The 19,180-nt window shown below is 57.2% G+C and carries 17 protein-coding genes; all 17 read right to left on the reverse strand.

Annotated elements, in window-relative coordinates; genetic code table 11:
- Position 1 precedes the first annotated feature (1 nt).
- Positions 2-3,712, reverse strand: coding sequence for a hypothetical protein (locus VSP_RS27650; RefSeq protein WP_009964819.1), 3,711 nt, complete (start codon positions 3,710-3,712; stop codon positions 2-4).
- Positions 3,690-5,117, reverse strand: coding sequence for a hypothetical protein (locus tag VSP_RS27655; RefSeq protein ID WP_157211097.1), 1,428 nt, complete (start codon positions 5,115-5,117; stop codon positions 3,690-3,692). The genes VSP_RS27650 and VSP_RS27655 overlap by 23 nt, the downstream gene beginning before the upstream one ends.
- A gap of 638 nt (positions 5,118-5,755) precedes the next feature.
- On the reverse strand, positions 5,756-6,088 hold the full coding sequence (locus VSP_RS27665; RefSeq protein WP_009964823.1) for a hypothetical protein: 333 nt from the start codon (positions 6,086-6,088) through the stop codon (positions 5,756-5,758).
- A 110-nt stretch (positions 6,089-6,198) separates the two neighbouring features.
- On the reverse strand, positions 6,199-6,594 hold the full coding sequence (locus VSP_RS27670; RefSeq protein WP_009964825.1) for a hypothetical protein: 396 nt from the start codon (positions 6,592-6,594) through the stop codon (positions 6,199-6,201).
- A complete protein-coding gene (locus tag VSP_RS27675) occupies positions 6,591-6,782 on the reverse strand; it encodes a hypothetical protein (RefSeq protein WP_009964826.1) in 192 nt (63 codons plus the stop codon). Before VSP_RS27675 ends, VSP_RS27670 begins: the two co-directional genes overlap by 4 nt.
- Positions 6,783-7,008: 226 nt before the next feature.
- On the reverse strand, positions 7,009-7,344 hold the full coding sequence (locus VSP_RS27680; RefSeq protein ID WP_009964827.1) for a hypothetical protein: 336 nt from the start codon (positions 7,342-7,344) through the stop codon (positions 7,009-7,011).
- The gene (locus tag VSP_RS27685) at positions 7,341-7,772 is read right to left on the reverse strand and encodes a hypothetical protein (RefSeq protein WP_009964828.1); all 432 of its coding nucleotides are present in this window, start codon (positions 7,770-7,772) and stop codon (positions 7,341-7,343) included. Before VSP_RS27685 ends, VSP_RS27680 begins: the two co-directional genes overlap by 4 nt.
- Positions 7,773-7,842: 70 nt before the next feature.
- Positions 7,843-9,078, reverse strand: a complete 1,236-nt coding sequence (locus tag VSP_RS27690; RefSeq protein ID WP_009964829.1) for a hypothetical protein — start codon at positions 9,076-9,078, stop codon at positions 7,843-7,845.
- 154 nt (positions 9,079-9,232) lie between these two features.
- Positions 9,233-9,565, reverse strand: a complete 333-nt coding sequence (locus VSP_RS41515) for a hypothetical protein (RefSeq protein ID WP_075090594.1) — start codon at positions 9,563-9,565, stop codon at positions 9,233-9,235.
- Positions 9,562-11,007 (reverse strand): hypothetical protein, encoded by a 1,446-nt coding sequence (locus VSP_RS27700; RefSeq protein WP_157211098.1) that lies wholly within the window; start codon positions 11,005-11,007, stop codon positions 9,562-9,564. The genes VSP_RS41515 and VSP_RS27700 overlap by 4 nt, the downstream gene beginning before the upstream one ends.
- A 283-nt stretch (positions 11,008-11,290) precedes the next feature.
- On the reverse strand, positions 11,291-12,451 hold the full coding sequence (locus VSP_RS27705) for a WG repeat-containing protein (RefSeq protein ID WP_029190815.1): 1,161 nt from the start codon (positions 12,449-12,451) through the stop codon (positions 11,291-11,293).
- Positions 12,452-12,477: 26 nt separating this feature from the next.
- Positions 12,478-14,007 carry a hypothetical protein gene (locus VSP_RS27710; RefSeq protein WP_009964836.1) on the reverse strand — a complete coding sequence of 510 codons (1,530 nt, stop codon included), beginning with the start codon at positions 14,005-14,007 and terminating at the stop codon, positions 12,478-12,480.
- An 88-nt stretch (positions 14,008-14,095) separates the two neighbouring features.
- Positions 14,096-14,689 (reverse strand): hypothetical protein, encoded by a 594-nt coding sequence (locus VSP_RS27715; protein ID WP_157211099.1) that lies wholly within the window; start codon positions 14,687-14,689, stop codon positions 14,096-14,098.
- A 521-nt stretch (positions 14,690-15,210) separates the two neighbouring features.
- A complete protein-coding gene (locus tag VSP_RS27725) occupies positions 15,211-16,143 on the reverse strand; it encodes a hypothetical protein (protein ID WP_009964839.1) in 933 nt (310 codons plus the stop codon).
- Between the two features lie 57 nt (positions 16,144-16,200).
- Positions 16,201-17,145 carry a hypothetical protein gene (locus tag VSP_RS27730; RefSeq protein ID WP_009964841.1) on the reverse strand — a complete coding sequence of 315 codons (945 nt, stop codon included), beginning with the start codon at positions 17,143-17,145 and terminating at the stop codon, positions 16,201-16,203.
- A 57-nt stretch (positions 17,146-17,202) separates the two neighbouring features.
- Entirely contained in the window at positions 17,203-18,156 is a 954-nt protein-coding gene (locus tag VSP_RS27735; protein ID WP_009964842.1) for a hypothetical protein, read from the reverse strand.
- A 56-nt stretch (positions 18,157-18,212) separates the two neighbouring features.
- Positions 18,213-19,157: a hypothetical protein gene (locus tag VSP_RS27740; RefSeq protein WP_009964843.1), complete on the reverse strand. Its 945-nt coding sequence runs from the start codon at positions 19,155-19,157 to the stop codon at positions 18,213-18,215.
- Between the last annotated feature and the right edge of the window lie 23 nt (positions 19,158-19,180).

Genomic DNA, 19,180 nt, shown 5'->3' on the forward strand with positions numbered 1-19,180 from the left:
TCTAACTCGGGTTCGGGTAAAGTGTAATCATGCGCCATTTCCCCGCATTGTCTCGTTTAATCTTAGCAAAGACAAAGCCGGTGTTTGTAAATGCGGTGAGCGCGGATGTCGTGACAGTCGGCTTTGCTGAAGCCCCAGGTTTGATCGGCTTAATGGGTGGACCGATTCGTGAGTAGCCCATCACATGTTTGGCATAGTCTTGACCAAAGACTTTGGTCAGTGGAATCTCAACAATGAAGTGCCCTTCCAATTGAACCGTGGCATCATTTATTGCCTGAGAATATTCTGGTGAATTCAGGACAGCATCACGTGCAGCGATCAAGCTCCTACGGGTCGCGAATTTGCTGGCATGTTTACCAAATCCATGATTGCCGCCATGATCGCCATCTGTCCGAGTTCCCGTGATCGGATCGTTCCCGAGCATGCACCGGTCCTTCAGCTGCTGATCCGTCACCTGCTCGCCGTGACGCTCAATGTAATGGGATAGCACAAGACCCGTTTCACCCGCATGCTTGCGCCTCCGTCGGTCCGCTGAGTCGGCCATGTCCGCATCGTAGTCATGGTCAATTTCCTCGTCCGTCTTCACTTGCCCGCTCGCAGGGAAATATGAGAGGTCCAATTGCGCGCCTTTGGGCACATACGGCGCTTTTGGCGGCGGGTCTTCAGCCTTCGACGCTGGATCCGTGTTTTCTGTGGAGGCAGACGCGCCCGCCCCTGTGCTTCCTGTCGGATTGGAGAACGACAGGCGACCAGCGGAAGCTGTCCCGTTCACCCCATTCACTGAACCAACCGTAGCTCCGTTCACGGAAGCATTGCCCCCGCCGGCCTGCCCGTTCTTCACCATGCGGCGCGCCCCGGAGATCATGTCGCGCACGTACGCATCCAGCGCCGCATCGCTCATCATCTTGCCGCCGCTGGCCGTGTGCATGATCTTCGCCACATAGTCCTTCAGCGTCTGCCACATCTCTGCCGCCGCGCTCCCAGGCTTGAAGCTCTGGGAACTCATCCGGTCCCCGGTCTGATGCGCCAGCCACTCCAGCGCCAGATCCGCCGGACGGTCCGTCAGCGCAGGGTACTTCTGGCGCAGGGACTGCAGTTCTGCCGCAGGGATCAGGGCACTGGCTCTGTCCCATTTCTTCTGGAACTTGGGCTCCGTTCCCAGCAGCGCATTCACCCCGCCGTGCCCCACCCGCTCATGCATCACCACACGGGCCACCGCCATGGCCGGCGTCTCACCCTCGCGCACCTCCACCTGGTCGCGCAACACCACCGCCCCGCCCGTCTTGGTATCAATGAAGCCCTCGGCCGTCTCGATGCCCGCCCATTCATCCGGCTGATAGTCCGCCTCACCCGGACGGCCGTCCTTGCCATCCAGCTCCTGGCGGTTGCCCACGATGAGCAGGCTGTCCGTGAGCCCGGCCGCCTCAGGCAGCGTGCGCAGCCGCTTCAGCGCCTCATCCACCTCCGCCTGGGTCACCCCGGTGCGCTGCACCAGATGTGCCCCTGGGGCGGAATCCTCTAAGTTGTTTCCTTGTTGCTGGCTGTAGAAGAGGTAGTTTGGCTTCGCATCTGGTCCAAGTAGGCGGAATAGCTTAACGCCTCCTCGATCAGATGCCACTCCTCCTCCGTTACGCTCCTGATTCGCCAGATCTGACGAACTACCCAGTCCAGATCCATATCCTTCCACCTCGGATTTTGCGACAAGGGCCCGAGAAAGTGTTGCCGCACTAACTCCGCTGTCTCCGGGGTCCAATCCCGCCACGAGAGCTCTAAAATCTCCTTCGGATAACCTTTGCCACTGAACTGTCCCATCGGCACCTTTCTTTCGTTGCAGCACCGTATCGCTGGCAGGGTCATATTGCAAGTCCTCCAGCAGCACCAACGGGGGCGGCTCCGGCCAGGGCGGGAGCGTCTCGCCATTCCGTTTGGCATCCTTCTCCGCTTTCTTTTGCCGTGCCTCCCGCAGACTGGGCACTGCCGCCATCTGTTCCCCCACCCACTTCAACTCCTCCCGGATCAGCAGCTCAAGGTTGTGCTGATAGTCCTCAGGAGTCTGCTCCTCGCGCCATTGATCTGCCACCAGGTCCTTCGTGACCTTATCAGGGGTAGTTGCGGAATACGCAGGGCTCACCGGTGAAAGATGCTTGGTGGTGCCATGACGTAGCGCACTGGAGAGCATGTGACTCACCCTTCGGCGCAAGGCCTTTTTGGTCACTGAACGTGGATCGGGCGAGAACTGCAGACCATTGTTGAGTGCGTAGGTCATCGCAGCCTGATAGACCAGATCTCCCCCTTTGAGCTCCTGCTCCTGATTGTTGCCTTCGCCCGTTGCAGCCTTGCCCTGGACTCCCTGGGTGTCCACCCACACCTTGTTGCCCTCCACGTTGAGGACGGCTTCTCCTCCTGAGGCCAGAACAATCGTGTGGGCCTTACTAACACCGGGGCGCACGCGATCAGCCTTATCCAGGCGCGCTTCTCCCGGTTTCAAGGAGTAATGAGCCAACACCTCTTCCAGGCCCTTCGCATCCGTTTTTGGACCTCGCCGGAAGCGCCCTTCCAGCGCCGCAAGATTCACGAACCGATCCACCAACCGGTGCCCTCCGCTCCCCTGACTGAAGCTCAAGCGCGGTTGCACCGCCCCGCCCGTCACCGCCGTGGCCTCCACACCGGCCGCAGCTTGCCCTTCGGCTGCCGCACCCAGCCCGCCCGACCCCTGGAGCGTCCCCTCCGCGGTGATGCCCCCTGCCCCGGCCTGCACGGGGGCTTGCGCACTGGCTCCCGCCGCCAGCGTCGCCTGCTGCGGCGATGCTGCCGTTTCCCCCGGCTCACGCAGGGCCTGTCCCAGCGGCGTACCGTGTGATTCCGTCTTACCTTTCCCATCCCGCCAGTTCGCCACCTTCATCACCGTGCCCGTCATCAGCATGGTCACAAACAGCGACGCCACATCCTCCACCGAGGGCAGATGAAACTCCTCCCCGTCAAAGAGGTAGTGCAGCGCAGCCGAGCCCCCTTCCTCCAGCACCTCCGCATGCAGGCCGTCCACATTGGCCCGTGCCAGCATCTTCTGCACCGCCTCCAGCTTCTTGCCGGGGTTCGCCTTCGCAATGGCCAGGAACAGCGCGTGCTTGCCCAGCTGGGCCTTCATCGGCTCAGAGAGGCCCCGCATGGCCTGTTTCACAGCCTGCTCCCCACCCAGGGCGCTGAAGACACTCCCGAGCTTCTCGGAAGTATTTTCCATGAACTGATACCGGAACGCCTTCCCAAACGCCGACCACACCGAACCCGGCCGCTCCGTGGCATCGATGTGCGCCACATACTGGTCCAGGTCATTCTGCGTCACTTGCACCCCTTGGGTGCCCAGATCCGTCACCGTGCGGTCCAGCACGCGGGAGAGCGTGCCCGTCGCCGTCTGCGCGGCCACGCTCGCCGCCCCGGCCAGCCCACGCACCACCAGGCTCTTGCCCGCCTTCCGCTCTGCCAAACGCAACAGGGCATCGCGTTCCGCCCCGCGGGCAAACTTCTTCAAATAGACATAGACCGCCTCCTTCCCCAGCTTGGTCACGGCCTTGCGCGTCGCCGTGGCCACCCCGGCGGTGGTCAGCATCTCGATGCCGATGGAGGCAGACTCCGCCGCCATGTCCAGCGTCGCGGCCAGCCAGGTGTTGGGACGCCCCATCTCGATGAGCGTCTCATGCAGCGTCCGCGAGCACATTCTGAGCACGCTCCAAGTCTCGAATATACTGACTGCCTTCAAGGTGCACACGGAGGGAGTTTATGAGCCCATCGATCCATTCTTTGATCACGATCGCTGCACGACCAAAGAATTCAGGATCGCGCTCCGAGAGCTTGTCCCAAAAAGCGGGTTCAATCAACGATTCGGTCATAAAGTCCCCCATCATCTCGTCCACATATTCCTTCTCACTGAATTTGCGATAGCTCTTGGAGGCTTGATTTAGCCGTATGAAGTCAGGACCAAGTTTTTTCTTTATCTGGTCCGTAATGTCCTGCTGCTCGATCTGAAGGTGATGCCAGAGCTCGTGTCCGGACACGACCAGCGCAGGCTTGCTAGATGCTTTGTTAACAAATATGAATTCGGGAATACCGCTCGTAGTCCAGCCTCTGGAGAATGCCTTCGGAGCTACGTCAAATCTTACAACTCGTCGTCCGAACAAGGCGGCGACAGCACTGGCAATCCCAAAGCCATCCGAGTTTCGTCCTCCGAGTACTGGGGGAAGAACTTCCACTCGCAACTCACTTCTACTGATTCCTCCTGCGGTATGACGCTCAATAGCTTCTCCTGCTCGCTCTTGCAGACCGGCTGGGAGGGGGGCTGTGTCTCCATTCTGTAAGATGGCCTTAAACTTCTGGACGTCAAGCCCGCCAGATTTGTCCTGAAGACCCACTGAGAAGCTCGGCTCCATTGCGTCATTCACGGGAGCCTGTTTCTCCGTTGAGGACTGAGACGCACCTGCAGATTTTTCTGTGAGCGCGGTTGATTCGATGCTGGAACTTCCCCCCTGCTGCTGGCCATTTTCACCTTGACCTGCGTCACCTTGTCCAGCACCTTCCCTCACGGGTCCGGCTTCGCCGGGCATGCCGGGGGCGATGTTTGACTGGCTCGGAGATGTTTTCGTCGTTCCTGCAGCCCCTCCCTGTTCCGATCGCGCAGAGGAGGGGCTTCCAAAATCCAGCTTCTTGGCCGGCAGGTAGGCGTCGCCCGCTGCATCTCTAAGCCATTGCGTTTGGAGCGTGTCCGAAAGCCCGTGTTCCACCACGAGTCCATCGGGCTTGGTCACCACATAGTGGTTGAATCCATCTGCGTACCGCTGAATGTAAATGTGGTTGCCGTTCCCGGCAATGAATCGCGGTCGCGCATTTTCAATCGTTGAAGTGATCCGCAAGATAGACTTCACCCTTGCGCGATCCACCCAGGTGCGTCCCGTCTTGTCATGCGAAGTCGTCAGGTGCTCAAAGAGCACTTCCTCGGTCCCCTGCGCATGGTGCTTCAGCGTCACCGTACGCCCATCACGAGACTGGACGGTCGATGGCAACTTGGCCCACAGCCCTTTTGCGAAGTTGATGAGCTGAGTTTCACCACCATGAGGCAGCTTTACCACAGGTGGCTCCACAGCCTTTTGTTTGCTCACCCAACGTCCCACTGCGGCAGGTTCGATCGAGAAGCTTACTCCGGGACATCGGTGCTCTCATTTGTTGCTGAACTACGTGCTGCATCAGAAGTCCCAAGCGCTTGCTCACGATCCGCAACACCAGACCGGGCATCTTGAGCTGCTCCACTACCACCCTCGTCAAGAAACACTTGAGTTGGTTCCGCAGCCACGTCTCCATTTGCTCCATTCTCGCCTGCGCGAGGTTCACGATTGCCCTTGAAGTTCTCGTTGGACCGGCGTAACCTTTCTGCGGCATCCGCCAGAAGCGTTTCGGACGTTACTGAGCCCGCCTCGGCAGAGCTCGTCTGGTCGGGAGCCACTATTTTCCCCGGGGCTTTTCGCAGCGTCACTAGCACCGGGGCCTTGATGCCATTTTTTACCGGTGCGTACTTCCTCGGTGTAGTAATACCAGGAGCCGTTGTGGAAGCGCACGTGTTGCATCGTGGCAACGTTCTTGCCAGAATCTGACGAAAGCATTACTGCTCCAGGTGCAGGAACACTGGCTCCCCCAAATGTGATCGTTGCATCATCGAACCCTGGGTGCTTCGACTGCCCCTCCCACACCTGAAGCACAGCCACCCGGCCAATCAGTCCTCCAACCAGTCTTCCGCCTTTTCGTAATCTCGCTCCTCAAGATGAGTTCTCAACTTGAAAGCATCACTCATTTTCCAAATGGGCGGATCACCGATGGTCATCATCTCGACTTCGTCCAAGTTGCTGTCGGGGTCGAATTCTCTTGTGATTCGCCATAGAAAATCTTTGAACCTTCCCAACTCCTTGTCATCTAGTACAGACACCACAGCTTCGGCATCATGAAAGTTGGCCGTATAGAGCAATCCTTGCCAAAATTGCAACCCGGCAAGCGTGCCAGATCGCCAGATCGCATACCATTCCTTCGGATCTTCAGGATGCTCTTTCATATTAAGTTTCAGCAATATCGTTGCAAAGAGATCCCCCTTGTGATGCCGCGTTTGGCACAAGCCTCATTTCGACAGGCTGAGGCACCGGCACGCCTATTGAAATTCCCCCCTCAGTCGTCTTGCCGCCAATCCTCCGCCTTCTCGTGATCCCGCATTTCGAGGAAACTGCGCAACTTAAACGCATCACGCAGTTTCCAGTCCGGCGGATTCCCTCGTTGATACATTTCGACCTCATCAAGGTCGCCTTCTGGATCTATATCCTCCGTGCACCTGAGAATAAAATCCTTGAAACGGGCCAGATCCTTATCTGCCAGCCTGCCAACTACAGCCTCGGGCTCAGATGTCCCGGCTGAATAGAATAAGCCCTGCCAATATTCAAGGGCCGAAATCTCACCGGCGTTCCAAACAGAATGCCAATATTGGGGGTCTCTTGAATGTTCGCTCATTTCCGTTTCCCAACTTTTTGCTCCTGCACCTTTGCGGTCAGCATACCATGCCAATCTCACGCTTCAAGGTGGAGGTGCCTATCGAACTTGGAATCATTCAATTTCGCCCGACACACTCCGCCTCCGCCCTGCCGCCCTTCCTCCGGCATCACCTCGAAGGCATCCTGTGTCGAGTCTTCCGTCTTGGACCACTCATCGTACTCGAACCCGCATTTCCCCTTGAAGACCTCGTCTATCGGCACGATCATTTTGCGGCTTCCACCAGAAGCGTTTCGGACGTAACAGAGCCCGCCCCGGCAGAGCTCGTTTGGTTGGAAGCCACCTTTTCCCGGCACGCATTTCCTCGTGTAGCCATACCAGGAACCATTGGAGAAGCGGACCCGCTGAGATGGAGCGACGCTCTCCCCATCACGCCCTGCCAGGCCTGCCGCTCAGTAGCAGCCTCCCACAGCCACTGCAAATAGGGCAGCTTGGTTATTCATTCATACGCCAGTCGGCGCGCTTTTCATGGTCGCGTTTCTCCAGGAAATCAATCAATCTGAAAGCGTCACGAATTTTCCAGTCGGGTGGATTACCGAGAGTGTACAACTCAACTTCTTCAAGTGCATCTTTCGGCTCCGTGTCCGCTGTGCATCGCAGCAGAAAGTCCTTGAACCAAACTAGCTCCGTTTCGCCGAGACCGGATACGACTGCATCGGGTTCATGGAACTGGGCAGTGTAGATCAAACCTTCGCCAAGTGCACCTGCGCGCAGCAACCCACTTTGCCACATCTCATACCATTTTTGGGGATCCTTGGGATATTCATTCATGGCTTTCCTTCGTTGCGCATTCTTGTGATAATCTGATCACTAACGTCCCACGCCTCAAGATGCAACTGTCCGTCGTGCTCGGCGTTGATCAACTTTGCCAGTCGCTCCACAGTCATCCGTTGTCCAGGCGTCTCTTCGAACAGTTTTCGAAGTTTGTTGAGTTCATGCATTTCATGGGCAATGAAGCCGACGATTCCCTCGTCACTTTTTAGAATTGATGAATCCAGTTGGATCATAATCTTTCCATGGACGTTATAGAAGTCCTTCCACGACACCCACCTTACCTTGGCCCAGGCCTCTGATCTCGGCCAAGCCCAATAACTGGCATTTATGTCTTTTCCAAGCGAACCAGCCTCTGCTCCGTAAAAATCTATGTCATCCGGAATGAGCACGTCATACCGTTTGGCCAGCACAATTGCCTCTTCCACGCTTCGTTCCCTGCCGTCAACGTTGTCTCTCCATCTCACAGTTGGATTTTTCGCTGTTCCGTTGATTGCATCATTCCTGCCTTGGCCGAGGGTTTGCTGCCCCCCCCACCGAGAAGCTCGGCTCCATGACGCCATTCACGGGAGCACCTTTCTCCGTTGAGGACTGAGACGCACCTGCAGATTTTTCTGTGAGCGCGGTTGATTCGATGCTGGAACTTCCCCCCTGCTGCTGGCCATTTTCACCTTGACCTGCGTCACCTTGTCCAGCACCTTCCCTCACGGGTCCGGCTTCGCCGGGCATGCCGGGGGCGATGTTTGACTGGCTCGGAGATGTTTTCGTCGTTCCTGCAGCCCCTCCCTGTTCCGATCGCGCAGAGGAGGGGCTTCCAAAATCCAGCTTCTTGGCCGGCAGGTAGGCGTCGCCCGCTGCATCTCTAAGCCATTGCGTTTGGAGCGTCTCCGAAAGCCCGTGCTCCACCACGAGTCCATCGGGCTTGGTCACCACATAGTGGTTGAATCCATCTGCGTACCGCTGAATGTAAATGTGGTTGCCGTTCCCGGCAATGAATCGCGGTCGCGCATTTTCAATCGTTGAAGTGATCCGCAAGATAGACTTCACCCTTGCGCGATCCACCCAGGTGCGTCCCGTCTTGTCATGCGAAGTCGTCAGGTGCTCAAAGAGCACTTCCTCGGTCCCCTGCAAATTGTGCTTCAGCGTCACCGTACGCCCATCACGTGACTGGACGGTCGATGGCAACTTTGCCCACAGACCTTTTGCGAAGTTGATGAGTTGAGATTCACCACCATGAGGCAGCCTTACCACAGGCGGCTCCACAGCCTGTTGTTTGTTCACCCAGCGCCCCACCGCAGCAGGCTCGATGGAGAAGCTGACCTCGGGAACATCGGCGCCTTCATCCGTTGCGGCATTACCCTTGGACGCAGAGTCTCCCACAGCCTCAGAACCTTCTGTAAGATCAGTCCCGGCTGACTGAGTTACTTCACCGGACTCATCATCAAGAAACACTTGGGTCGCTTCAGCAGACACATCGCCATTTGCATTCTGTTCCCCATGCCTCTCCCCATGTTTGCTCTTGAAATCTTCATTGGATCGACGTAGCCTTTCTTCGGCTTCCGCCAGAAGACGTTTCGGACGTACGGAGCCCGCCTCGGCAGAGCTCGTCTGGTCGGAAGCCACTTTTTCACCTGGGGATTTGCGCAATCCCACCAGCACCAGGGCCTTGATGCCATTTTTACCGGTGCGTATTTCCTCGGTGTAGTAATACCAGGAGCCGTTGTGGAAGCGCACGTGTTACATCGTGGCAACGTTCTTGCCAGAATCTGACGAAAGCATTACTGCTCCAGGCGCAGGCACACTGCCTCCCCCAATGTTTTCGTTGCATCATCGAACCCTGGGTGCTTCGACTGCCCCTCCCACACCTGAAGCACAGCCACCCGGCCAATCAGTCCTCCAACCAGTCTTCCGCCTTTTCGTGATCTCGCTCCTCAAGATGAGTTCTCAACTTGAAAGCATCACTCATTTTCCAAATGGGCGGATCACCGATGGTCATCATCTCGACTTCGTCCAAGTTGCTGTCGGGGTCGATATCACTGGTGAGTCGCGATAGAAAGTCTTTGAATTCAGCCAGTTCCTTATCATCCAAAACGGACACCACGGTTTCGGAATCATGAAAATGGGCAGAATAAAGCAATCCTTGCCATACATCGAGCCTGGAGAGACTACCGGCCCGCCATGTAGCATACCACTCTTTTGGATCTTTGGAATATTCTGTCATTGCTTTTTGCTTTTCTTCATTTCAGTAATGATCTTATCGCTGACACCCCAAGCTTCAAGATGCAACTGCCCATCGTGGTCGGCGCTAATCAATTTAGCTAGTCTCTCAAGTGTCATTTTTTGATCAGCTGTTTCAGCAAACAACCGGCGGAGATTGTTTAGTTCATGCATCTCATGGGCGACGATTCCGACTATCCCCTCATCACTTTTTAGAAGTGAAGTGTCCAGTTGAATCATAATCTTATCGTGCACGTTGTAAAACTGTTTCCAAGTTACCATCTGTTTACTTGGGGGCAACTGCTTCTTGGATATGACGCCATATCTCGCGTAGATGTCTTCCCCAAGGGAACCAGGATCCGCCGGCGCGAAATCGATATCATCCGGTATGGTTACGCCCCACTTTACCGCCAATGCCCTCACCTCATCAATTTCTCTCACGGAGCCATCAGAGTTGTCCTCCCATTTCACCGTGGGATGTCTTCCAGTTCCACTGACTTCTCCCAAGTCGTCCATCGAGACGGAAGACTTCTGCTCCACACCCACCACCCCTTCATCCAGGAACACGTCGGATGCTTCCTGTGTTGGGCCGCCCGTCTCGGACTGCACATCGTATTCAGACCTGCGTTTGCTGTTGAAATCCTCGTTTGATCGCAGTAGTCTTGCTCTGGCTTCCGCCAGAAGCGTTTCGGACGTAATAGAGCCCGCCTCGGCAGAGCTCGTTTGGCTGGAAGCCACCTTCTTTTCCGGCGCTTTGCGCAACCCTGCCAGAACCAGGGCTTTGCTGCCATTTTTACCGGTACGTACTTCTTCGGTGTAGTAATACCATGAGCCGTTGTAGAAGCGGACGTGCTGGATGGAAGTCACGTTCTTCCCATCACGCGGCGCCAGGCTCACTGCCCCGGGCGCAGCCACAATCTCAGGCAGCGCCGCCAGGTCCGCCTCCGTCACGGGGTGCGGATCGTTAGACCGCGAACCATGCCGCTTGTCCACATGCCGCACACCGGAGAGATCCACCGCACGGATGTACCCGTCCAGACTATGGCCCACCACCTTCTCCAGCAGGGTACGCTGCGCATCAGGCAGGCTGGTCTCTGCCCAACTGGGAGCGTTCCCTGGCTGCGCCGCCTCCTTCACCAGACTGTCCAAGTCGGTGCGGTTGTGAGGCTTCAATGAGAAGCTGGCTTCTCCGAGATCACCCTCAGCGGATGGACCCACTGCCGCATCGGCATCACCTCCGTCGGCGACGGCGTCCGCGCTTTGCATCGCTTGCGCTTCAGCATCCGTAGTGAGGTCGGTGCCATCGGCCACTCCTTCCTTGCCACCTTCCACCACCTTTGGGTCTATCCCCAGCGCCTTCGCCAGTTCCTCCTCCAGACGCGAATCCAACTGACCGTCTCGACGCAGTTTCCCAAGCCCCTCCGCACGCCGGAAGGCCGCCTGCATCTTCCGCGCAAAGGCATCATACACCAGGCCCAACCGGGTGTTCCCAACCAGCCGCCGCTGCTCCTCACTCAGCCAGCGGGCATTGGTCTTGAGCCGTTCATTGCCTGCGGAGGCTTCATCCATGAACATGCCCACCCCAACTGCCGAAAACGCCTCCTTCAGATCGCTCGAATACCACTGCCGGCGTCAAGCGACTTATCCAAAAGAGTCATGGTTCGAACCTAACAGCTCCTTCACGCGCCAGCTTCACTGCACCAGCTTGGCCTGGAGATCCGCACGCCGTTCAAGGCCAGCTCATTTTTTCGATTCTCTCCTTCCAGAGGACTTTTCCTGAGGTGTCAATGAGGCAGACATCTCCTGACTCTTTGTCGATGATCTCCGTCAGTCCGTGCAAGAACGGTCGCAGGTAGGTGTAGTTGGGCGGCACAGTGAAACGCATGACACCAGACTTGTCGATGTATCCAGCCTCACCGGGGGACCGCACCCAGCACAATCCTTCAGAAAAATAGCCGCATTGGGCCCAGGGGAGATTCGCGACCACCTTTCCGCTGGGCTCGATGAGCTTACATTCACCGTTTTTGAGCTTGATAGTACTGATGCCATCTGAGAACCCGCCGATATCTACTTCTGCGAGGGGAACAGTCCACACGCCGTCATCACGCAAGATGCCGGACAGTTTGCCTTCCGTCACCACGAAGTGTGATTTGTCTGCGATGGACACCCAGTCATGCTCAATGGGCAGGACCACCCGACCGCCAGCATCAATCACCCCGCGTTTAGATGACTTGTCCCGCCTCCTGGTGGCGACGGCCATGCCGTCCCGAAAACCCGACAAAAGATAATAGGAAGGCTTGATGACCCATTTCCCCGATGGATCGATCGCCCCGTATTCCCCATCGACCTCAAGCGCAGCCAAGCCGCCTTCGAACTCGCTTTGCAGGAGCCCCTTGCTGCCATAGGCCACATCCACGCCTACATCGGCTGCCACCTTCGCCAGGGCCCTGCCTGCCCTGTCAATGATGACGTACCTGCCCTCAAGCGCCACCAATGCGACATTATTGGAAAAATTACCCGCTGCAAGCCATCGATCAGACTTCACAACCTTGCCCGAATCAAAGTGAATCGCATCTATGACCGTTTTGCCTGACGGCGAGATATAGCTGAAGGGACTGGATGTCCCATACATGCGCACCAGAGCGAGTTCCTCGGAGAACTCATGGGCAACATCAAACCGGGGCCGGATCTGCCATGATCCATCCTGCCGTACATAGCCGCGCCTGCCATCACCCTGCATGTCACCGCGGTTGGTCCAGGAGCGAAGACGCGTGCCCGGTTCTTCCGCCCGCTTGTCGCAGCCGCAGGCCAGACCAAGTGCAAAGGTGAGGGCAATGCAAGCGATGCTCGATCTCCACCTGTAGTTTGTTTTCTCAGCGGGCATGGACATGGAAAGTGTGCTTGGGTATCTGCGGCTCACAACCCACTCCTACCAAACACCCATCGGAGTTGCAAAATTTTGTTTTCGTAGCCATCCACAAACGAATCGTGTCCACGCTGAGGAATGTTGGGCGTAGTCTTTCCCTCAAGGGATGGGGGTATCTCGTGTTTTCCCCACATCGTGTCTTCGACAACTTTTCCCGTCACCTCCTTACCACCCAGATCAATTCTCTGCTTTTTATACCTATGGTCAAAGTTTTCCCCCTGCCTGAAAAACATCACACCCATGCGCAGTCGCTGCTCCTGAGTCAGTTTTGACGATATCAATGGATCATACCTGTCGTGATAGAATCTAAAATGCATTGCTGAAGCATAAGACGTGCCGTGGTCTGTTGCCAGCCAGTTGGCGACATTCCCTTCCGGAATAGAGGGCGCCGTTTCACGATACCTAATCCTGGGATCCTTCTCATAATGCTTTAGCAGGAAGACTGCATTGTGGACCGCAAAATTCCCATTTCCAATATCGGCTGCTTTGTGTTCGTCGGGTTTTCCGTCGTCACCTTTAGACACATAATTCGAATTGTATCCCTCCCTGGCAAACGCGTCCTGAAAGTAGTCGATAACAGCCTTGTGCCCCTTCCTTGTATTGTGCTCCTCAGCAATGCTGAGCATGACTTCAAACGGATCCACCTCCCATGTTTTACTGTGTTCCTCGACATAGGGCCGCAGCTCCTGAAGCTTCTTCATGGTTGCCTGACTGTATTGCGGTCCGTTCGCATTCTGAACGACACCCGTTTGACTGATAGTTTTCGAGGGCGGCTCCGCAGGTGCATCATAGGTCCGAGTGGTGACAGACTGCCAGTCAGTAAGATTCGTGTTTCTGTCTTCAGCCGGGTCTCCTCCTCCCCAGTCATTTGACAGGTTGAGCTCTCCATTGATCTCCAGAGGCGGGGGTGATGGATTTTGCAGGGCCAGTGACCCGTCTCCACGCACGGCATCCTCCACGGTCTTCTGTTCATGTGCGTATCGGTCCTGTTGCCAGATATGCTGAGTGATGTAGGACCGCACTTCCTGGTCGGTCGCGGTGCTGCTCCCCATGTTCTCCAGAGCCCACTTACGCCGAAGCGCGGGATAAATGGATGCGGCATGTTCAAGGCCAATTTTCTGGTCGGCGGCGATGTAGACCAGATTGAGCGACTGGGTGAGTAGATCTGGCTGCCAGGCAGCGCTGCTGAAAAGTCTGCCCGGTGCACCCAAAAGATCTGTGCCCGGCTCTTCGTAAGTGGAGAGGCGGAAGGCGCGTTTCGCCTGCTCCATCTCTATTTCCCAGTGCTGTTCGTTCTCCAACTCGGCTTTTGAAAGTGGCCGTGCTGTGGCGGGAAGGGCCGTGGGAGTGCTTCCGGGAGTGCCGGGGGTGGCACCACTTTTACTTCCTGCGCCCCAGTTCCAGGGCAAGAGGTGCTCCAAGATTCCCCGGTACTCGTCTGCCTTTCCGCTACCGTACGCGTCGTCACGCTCTGCCATCCTTCCTTCGCCCAATACAAGATTCTCTGCCATAGTTGTCATCCTTGATGCAATTGCATTTTGCCTGCTGGCTCGCAGCCTGTTCACCCGCCCGGAAGGCTCCCTACGCAGGGTTGGTAACAGCTTTACCTCAGCCCCATTTCGTACCACTTCCACCCGACGAGCGCCCTGCCGCCGCCAGCACCGCCCTAGCCCCGGCATACCGCTGCTCCACCACTGTCATTTCATCGATCCATTTCTCCACCTCCTTCGTGGTGATGGGCCGCCCCAGGGTGGAGGCATAGTGGTCCAGCCCGCGCATGAGGTTGAAGGCCTGCCAGGAGGACTCCAGCTTGCCCGCCGCCGGTCTCGCCCTCGGCGCGAGGGACTCGCCCCCGGACTGGAAGCTCCCTGGTTGGTGCTTGCCCGGGTCCAGTGAGGTGCCTCCACCCAGCTCCTCCGCATCAGCATGGGGCGCGAGGTTCAGGAAACCGCTCTCATGCATGAGATAGATCTGCCGCATGCCCAGGTGCAGGGATCCGCTGGTGCCCGGAGGCTGCTGGCTCACGGAGTCCAGACGGGAGGAAAGCAGGCTCCCCACCGGATCCGGCAGCATGGCCAGATCCGCACGCAGACGCTGGAACTCCGCCTCACGCCCGGGCATGAGGCCCATCTCATCACTCTGCATCACCCGCATGTACACGTCCGGCAGGCGCAGAATGCTCTCGTCCGGCTGGGTCACCATGGGGCCAATCTCTTCCACAGTGGTCCGTGGCCGTCTGGCTCTGTTTGAAGCACCCTTGTTTTCGATGAGGAACTCACTCCATCCGCGCACCAAAATCGATTGACATGTTCGCTACCTGAACTAGCTTCCCTCTGCCTCATAGGTGAAGTGCATCTTTCTTATGACCCTATGCGTGAGCAGCCCTGGAGCTTTAGATGCAAGCTCGTGCGTGAGAGACCGTGCAGTATGGGCCAAAAGGTGGCTGGCTTGCTGGCAACCTGCACTCCTGGCTTTGGGCTTTCGGGTTCGAGGTCAGGGGTGCGAATTCCCTTGTAGGGTGCCTGGTCAAGAGGAACTCGCCATGCTCTTCAGGAGCGGCTCCGCCTGCCGCAGCAGCTTCTGCCCAGGCTCCTGCTGGTTGTACACCGGCGTCCACCACCAGGGCATCCCGGGCCTTCTGTTCCCCTCTGTCATCGCATAAACTGCGACTCAAACCCGGATTTGTCAATCGGCAGAGCAACCCTTCCTCTTCATGAACTGGGTTAGGTATTTGTTATTTCCCGCGCTGATGATTCCGTCGCTTCCTTGGTATCTCCCTCGGTCCTAGCAGTCTCTCTAGGTGGCTGATTGAGATAGTGTTGGCGGTAGAACTCAAAAAACTTGCTATTCTCATCTACCGACGCCCAGCCCCCCCCGCCGTACCGGAAGAAAGAACTGCGATATGAGTAACGCACATATTCACGATTTTGAATTGCTCGCCCTAGCTTCAATGCCTCGATCACCGACTCCTGCACCAAACCTAGGTGCGCCACATTCACCCGCAAAAGTTGCAAACACTTGCACAACCACCCTAGCAGCCGGTGCATCGCCGCGTTGTATTCGCGCTGTTGAATTCTCTTGCGATCTCTTAACTGGGCCATTTCCACACCAATTTCCGTCATCATGCCCGGAAGCCAGTTCTTTACCTTCTCCCGGGCCTCGGCCTTGCGGGCGAAGGGTGGATACTCATCTTCCTTCCCCTTTCCACACCAGATGTTGGCCGCCTGGAGAAAGACCAACGCCGCGGGCTTGCATCGATCCAGCGCGGCCAGCAGCAGCCGCTCCTGATGCTGGAGATACTTGGCAAAGGACGTCTTCTGCCCTTTGAGCTCCCAGCGCCGGTGCATGATCGAGGCCCACGCGGCATCAATGAGCTCCACCCCCACTCTCTTGGCCAGCCGCTCTTCGGTAAAGCGTCCATCCCACCGAGGATACACCACCATGAGGCGCATCCGCGCCGCATCCACCCCCAGGGTGATGTGCGCGGGCACTCCACCCGCCTCCGCCTCCTCCTCAGTGAAGTACTCGGCCAGCTCCACCCCGAGCTTCTTCAGGAGCGGCTCCGCCTGCCGCAGCAGCTTCTGCCCAGGCTCCTGCTGGTTGTACACCGGCGTCCACCACCAGGGCATCCCGGGCCTTCTGTTCCCCTCTGTCATCGCATAAATTGCGGCTTAAACCCGGATTTGTCAAACGGCGGAGCAACCCTTCCCCTTTCAGGAATTGAGTTGTGTATTTGTTATTTCCGTTTCCTTCGCATTGTTCGCCTCGCTAGCTCGTGCCTCACTGGCGGCCATACGCTCCTGCTCTCTAAGACGGTCACGCCGGTAAACTTCAAACAGGTAGCTGTTCTCGTCCACGGAAGCCCAACCTCCCCCTCCATATCTGAAGAAGGAGCTTCGAAAAGAGTATCTGAACTTTTCTCGGTTTTGAATCAACCGCCCTAGCTTTAGGGATTCCATCACCGGCTCGCATGTCATCACCGGATCCGCCGCCACTGCCGCTCTCAACAGTTGCAGGCATTTACTCAGCCAACCAAGAAGACGGTGCATTGCTGCATTGTACTCTCGCTGCTCAATTTTTTCGGACCGCCTCACCTCTACCATCTCAAGACCAATTTCCAACATCATGCCCGGCAGCCAGTTCTTTACCTTCTCCCGCGCCTCGGCCTTGCGAGCGAAGGGTGGATACTCATCTTCTTTCCCGCAACCACACCAAACATTTGCCGCCTGGAGAAAGACCAACGCCGCGGGCTTGCATCGATCCAGCGCGGCCAGCAGCAGTCGCTCCTGAAGCTGGAGATACTCGGCAAAGGACGTCTTCTGCCCTTTGAGCTCCCAGCGCCGGTGCATGATCGAGGCCCATGCTGCATCGATCAACTCCACCCCCACTCTCTTGGCCAGCTGCTCTTCGGTAAAGCGTCCATCCCACCGTGGATACACCACCATGAGACGCATCCGCGCCGCATCCACCCCCAGGGTGATGTGCGCGGGCACACCGTCAGACTCCGCCTCCTCCTCAGTAAAGTACTCGGCCAGCTCCACCCCGAGCTTCTTCAGGAGCGGCTCCGCCTGACGCAGCAGCTTCTGCCCAGGCTCCTGCTGGTTGTACACCGGCGTCCACCACCAGGGCATCCCGGGCCTTCTGTTCCCCTCTGTCATCGCATAAACTGCGGCTTAAACCCAGATTTGTCAAACAGCGAAGCAACCCTTCCCCTTTCAGGAATTGAGTTGTGTATTTGTTATTTCCGTTTCCTCCGCATTGTTCGCCTCGCTAGCTCGTGCCCCATTGGCGGCCATCCGCTCCTGCTCTCTAAGACGGTCACGCCGGTAAATTTCAAACAGGTAGCTGTTCTCATCCACGGAGGCCCAGCCCCGCGCACAGCCATCTTCGCCGTACCTAAACATACTGCTGCGATACGAATAGTATGTGTATTCGCGATTTTGGATCACCCGCCCCAGCTTGAGAGCCTCGGTTATCGGTTTGCATGTCGTAGCGGGATCCGCTGCCGCAGCTCTCAGTAGTTGCAGGCATTTACTCAGCCAACCAAGAAGACGGTGCATTGCTGCATTGTACTCTCGCTGCTCAATTTTTTTGGACCGCCTCACCTCTACCATCTCAAGACCAATTTCCAACATCATCCCCGGTAACCAATTATGAACCTTCTCCCGTGCCTCGGCCTTGCGGGTGAAGGGGGGATACTCATCCTCCTTTCCCTTTCCACACCAGATGTTGGCCGCCTGGAGAAAGACCAACGCCGCGGGCTTGCAACGATCCAGCGCGGCCAGCAGCAGCCGCTCCTGATGCTGCAGATACTCGGCAAAGGACGTCTTCTGCCCTTTGAGCTCCCAGCGCCGGTGCATGATCGAGGCCCATGCTGCATCGATCAACTCCACCCCCACTCTCTTGGCCAGCCGCTCTTCGGTAAAGCGTCCATCCCACCGAGGATACACCACCATGAGACGCATCCGCGCCGCATCCACCCCCAGGGTGATGTGCGCGGGCACACCGCCCGCCTCCGCCTCCTCCTCAGTAAAGTACTCGGCCAGCTCCACCCCTAGCTCCTTCAGCAACGACTCTGTCTGACGCAGCAGCTTCTGCCCAGGCTCCTGCTGGTTGTACACCGGCGTCCACCACCAGGGCATCCCGGGCCTTCTGTTCCCCTCTGTCATCGCATAAATTGCGACTCAAACCCGGATTTGTCAAACGACGGAGCAATCCCTCCCCTTCAGGCAATGGGTTGAGTAGTCGTTACTTCCTGTACTGATGATTCACTCGTTTCCTCGATGCCACCTTCGCTCTTGGCAGACTCTGCTGCCGACTGCTTTAGATAATGTTGGCGGTAAAACTCGAAAAACTTGCTGGTCTCGTCCACCGAGGCCCAGCCTCCTCCTCCATATCTGAAAAAGGAACACCGATACGAATCGAGTAAAAACTCGCGATTTTGAATGATCCGGCCTAATCTAAGAGCCTCTTTCAGGGGCTCACATGCCATGCCCGGATCGGCAACCGCCGTCCTGAGTATCTGCAAGCATTGGCGCAGCCACGCCCCTATCCGATGCATCGCCGGATTGTACTCTCTCTGATGGATTCGCTTGCGATTCCTCAATCTCGCCATCACGACCCCTATTTCCGTCATCATGCCCGGAAGCCAGTTCTTTACCTTCTCCCGGGCCTCGGCCTTGCGGGCGAAGGGTGGATACTCATCCTCCTTTCCGCAACCACACCAGATGTTTGCTGCCTCTAAAAAAACCGGCGACGCGGGCTTGCAACGATCCAGCGCGGCCAGCAGCAGTCGCTCCTGAAATTGGATGTACTCAGCAAAAGTTGTCTTCTGCCCTTTGAGCTCCCAGCGCCGGTGCATGATCGAGGCCCACGCTGCATCGATCAACTCCACTCCCACCCGCTGCGCCATCTTTTCATCCGTATAACGCCCATCCCACCGCGGATAAACCACCATGAGGCGCATCCGCACCGCATCCACCCCCAGAGTGATGTGCGCAGGCACTCCGCCCGCCTCCGCCTCCTCCTCAGTGAGGTACTCGGCCAGCTCCACCCCGAGCTTCTTCAGGAATGGCTCTGCCTGACGCAGCAGCTTCTGCCCCCTCTCCTGCTCGTTGTACACTGGCGTCCACCACCAGGGCATCCCGGGCCTTCTGTTCCCCTCTGTCATCGCACAAATTGCGGCTCAAACCC

This window comes from Verrucomicrobium spinosum DSM 4136 = JCM 18804 (assembly GCF_000172155.1).
GTDB lineage: Bacteria > Verrucomicrobiota > Verrucomicrobiia > Verrucomicrobiales > Verrucomicrobiaceae > Verrucomicrobium > Verrucomicrobium spinosum.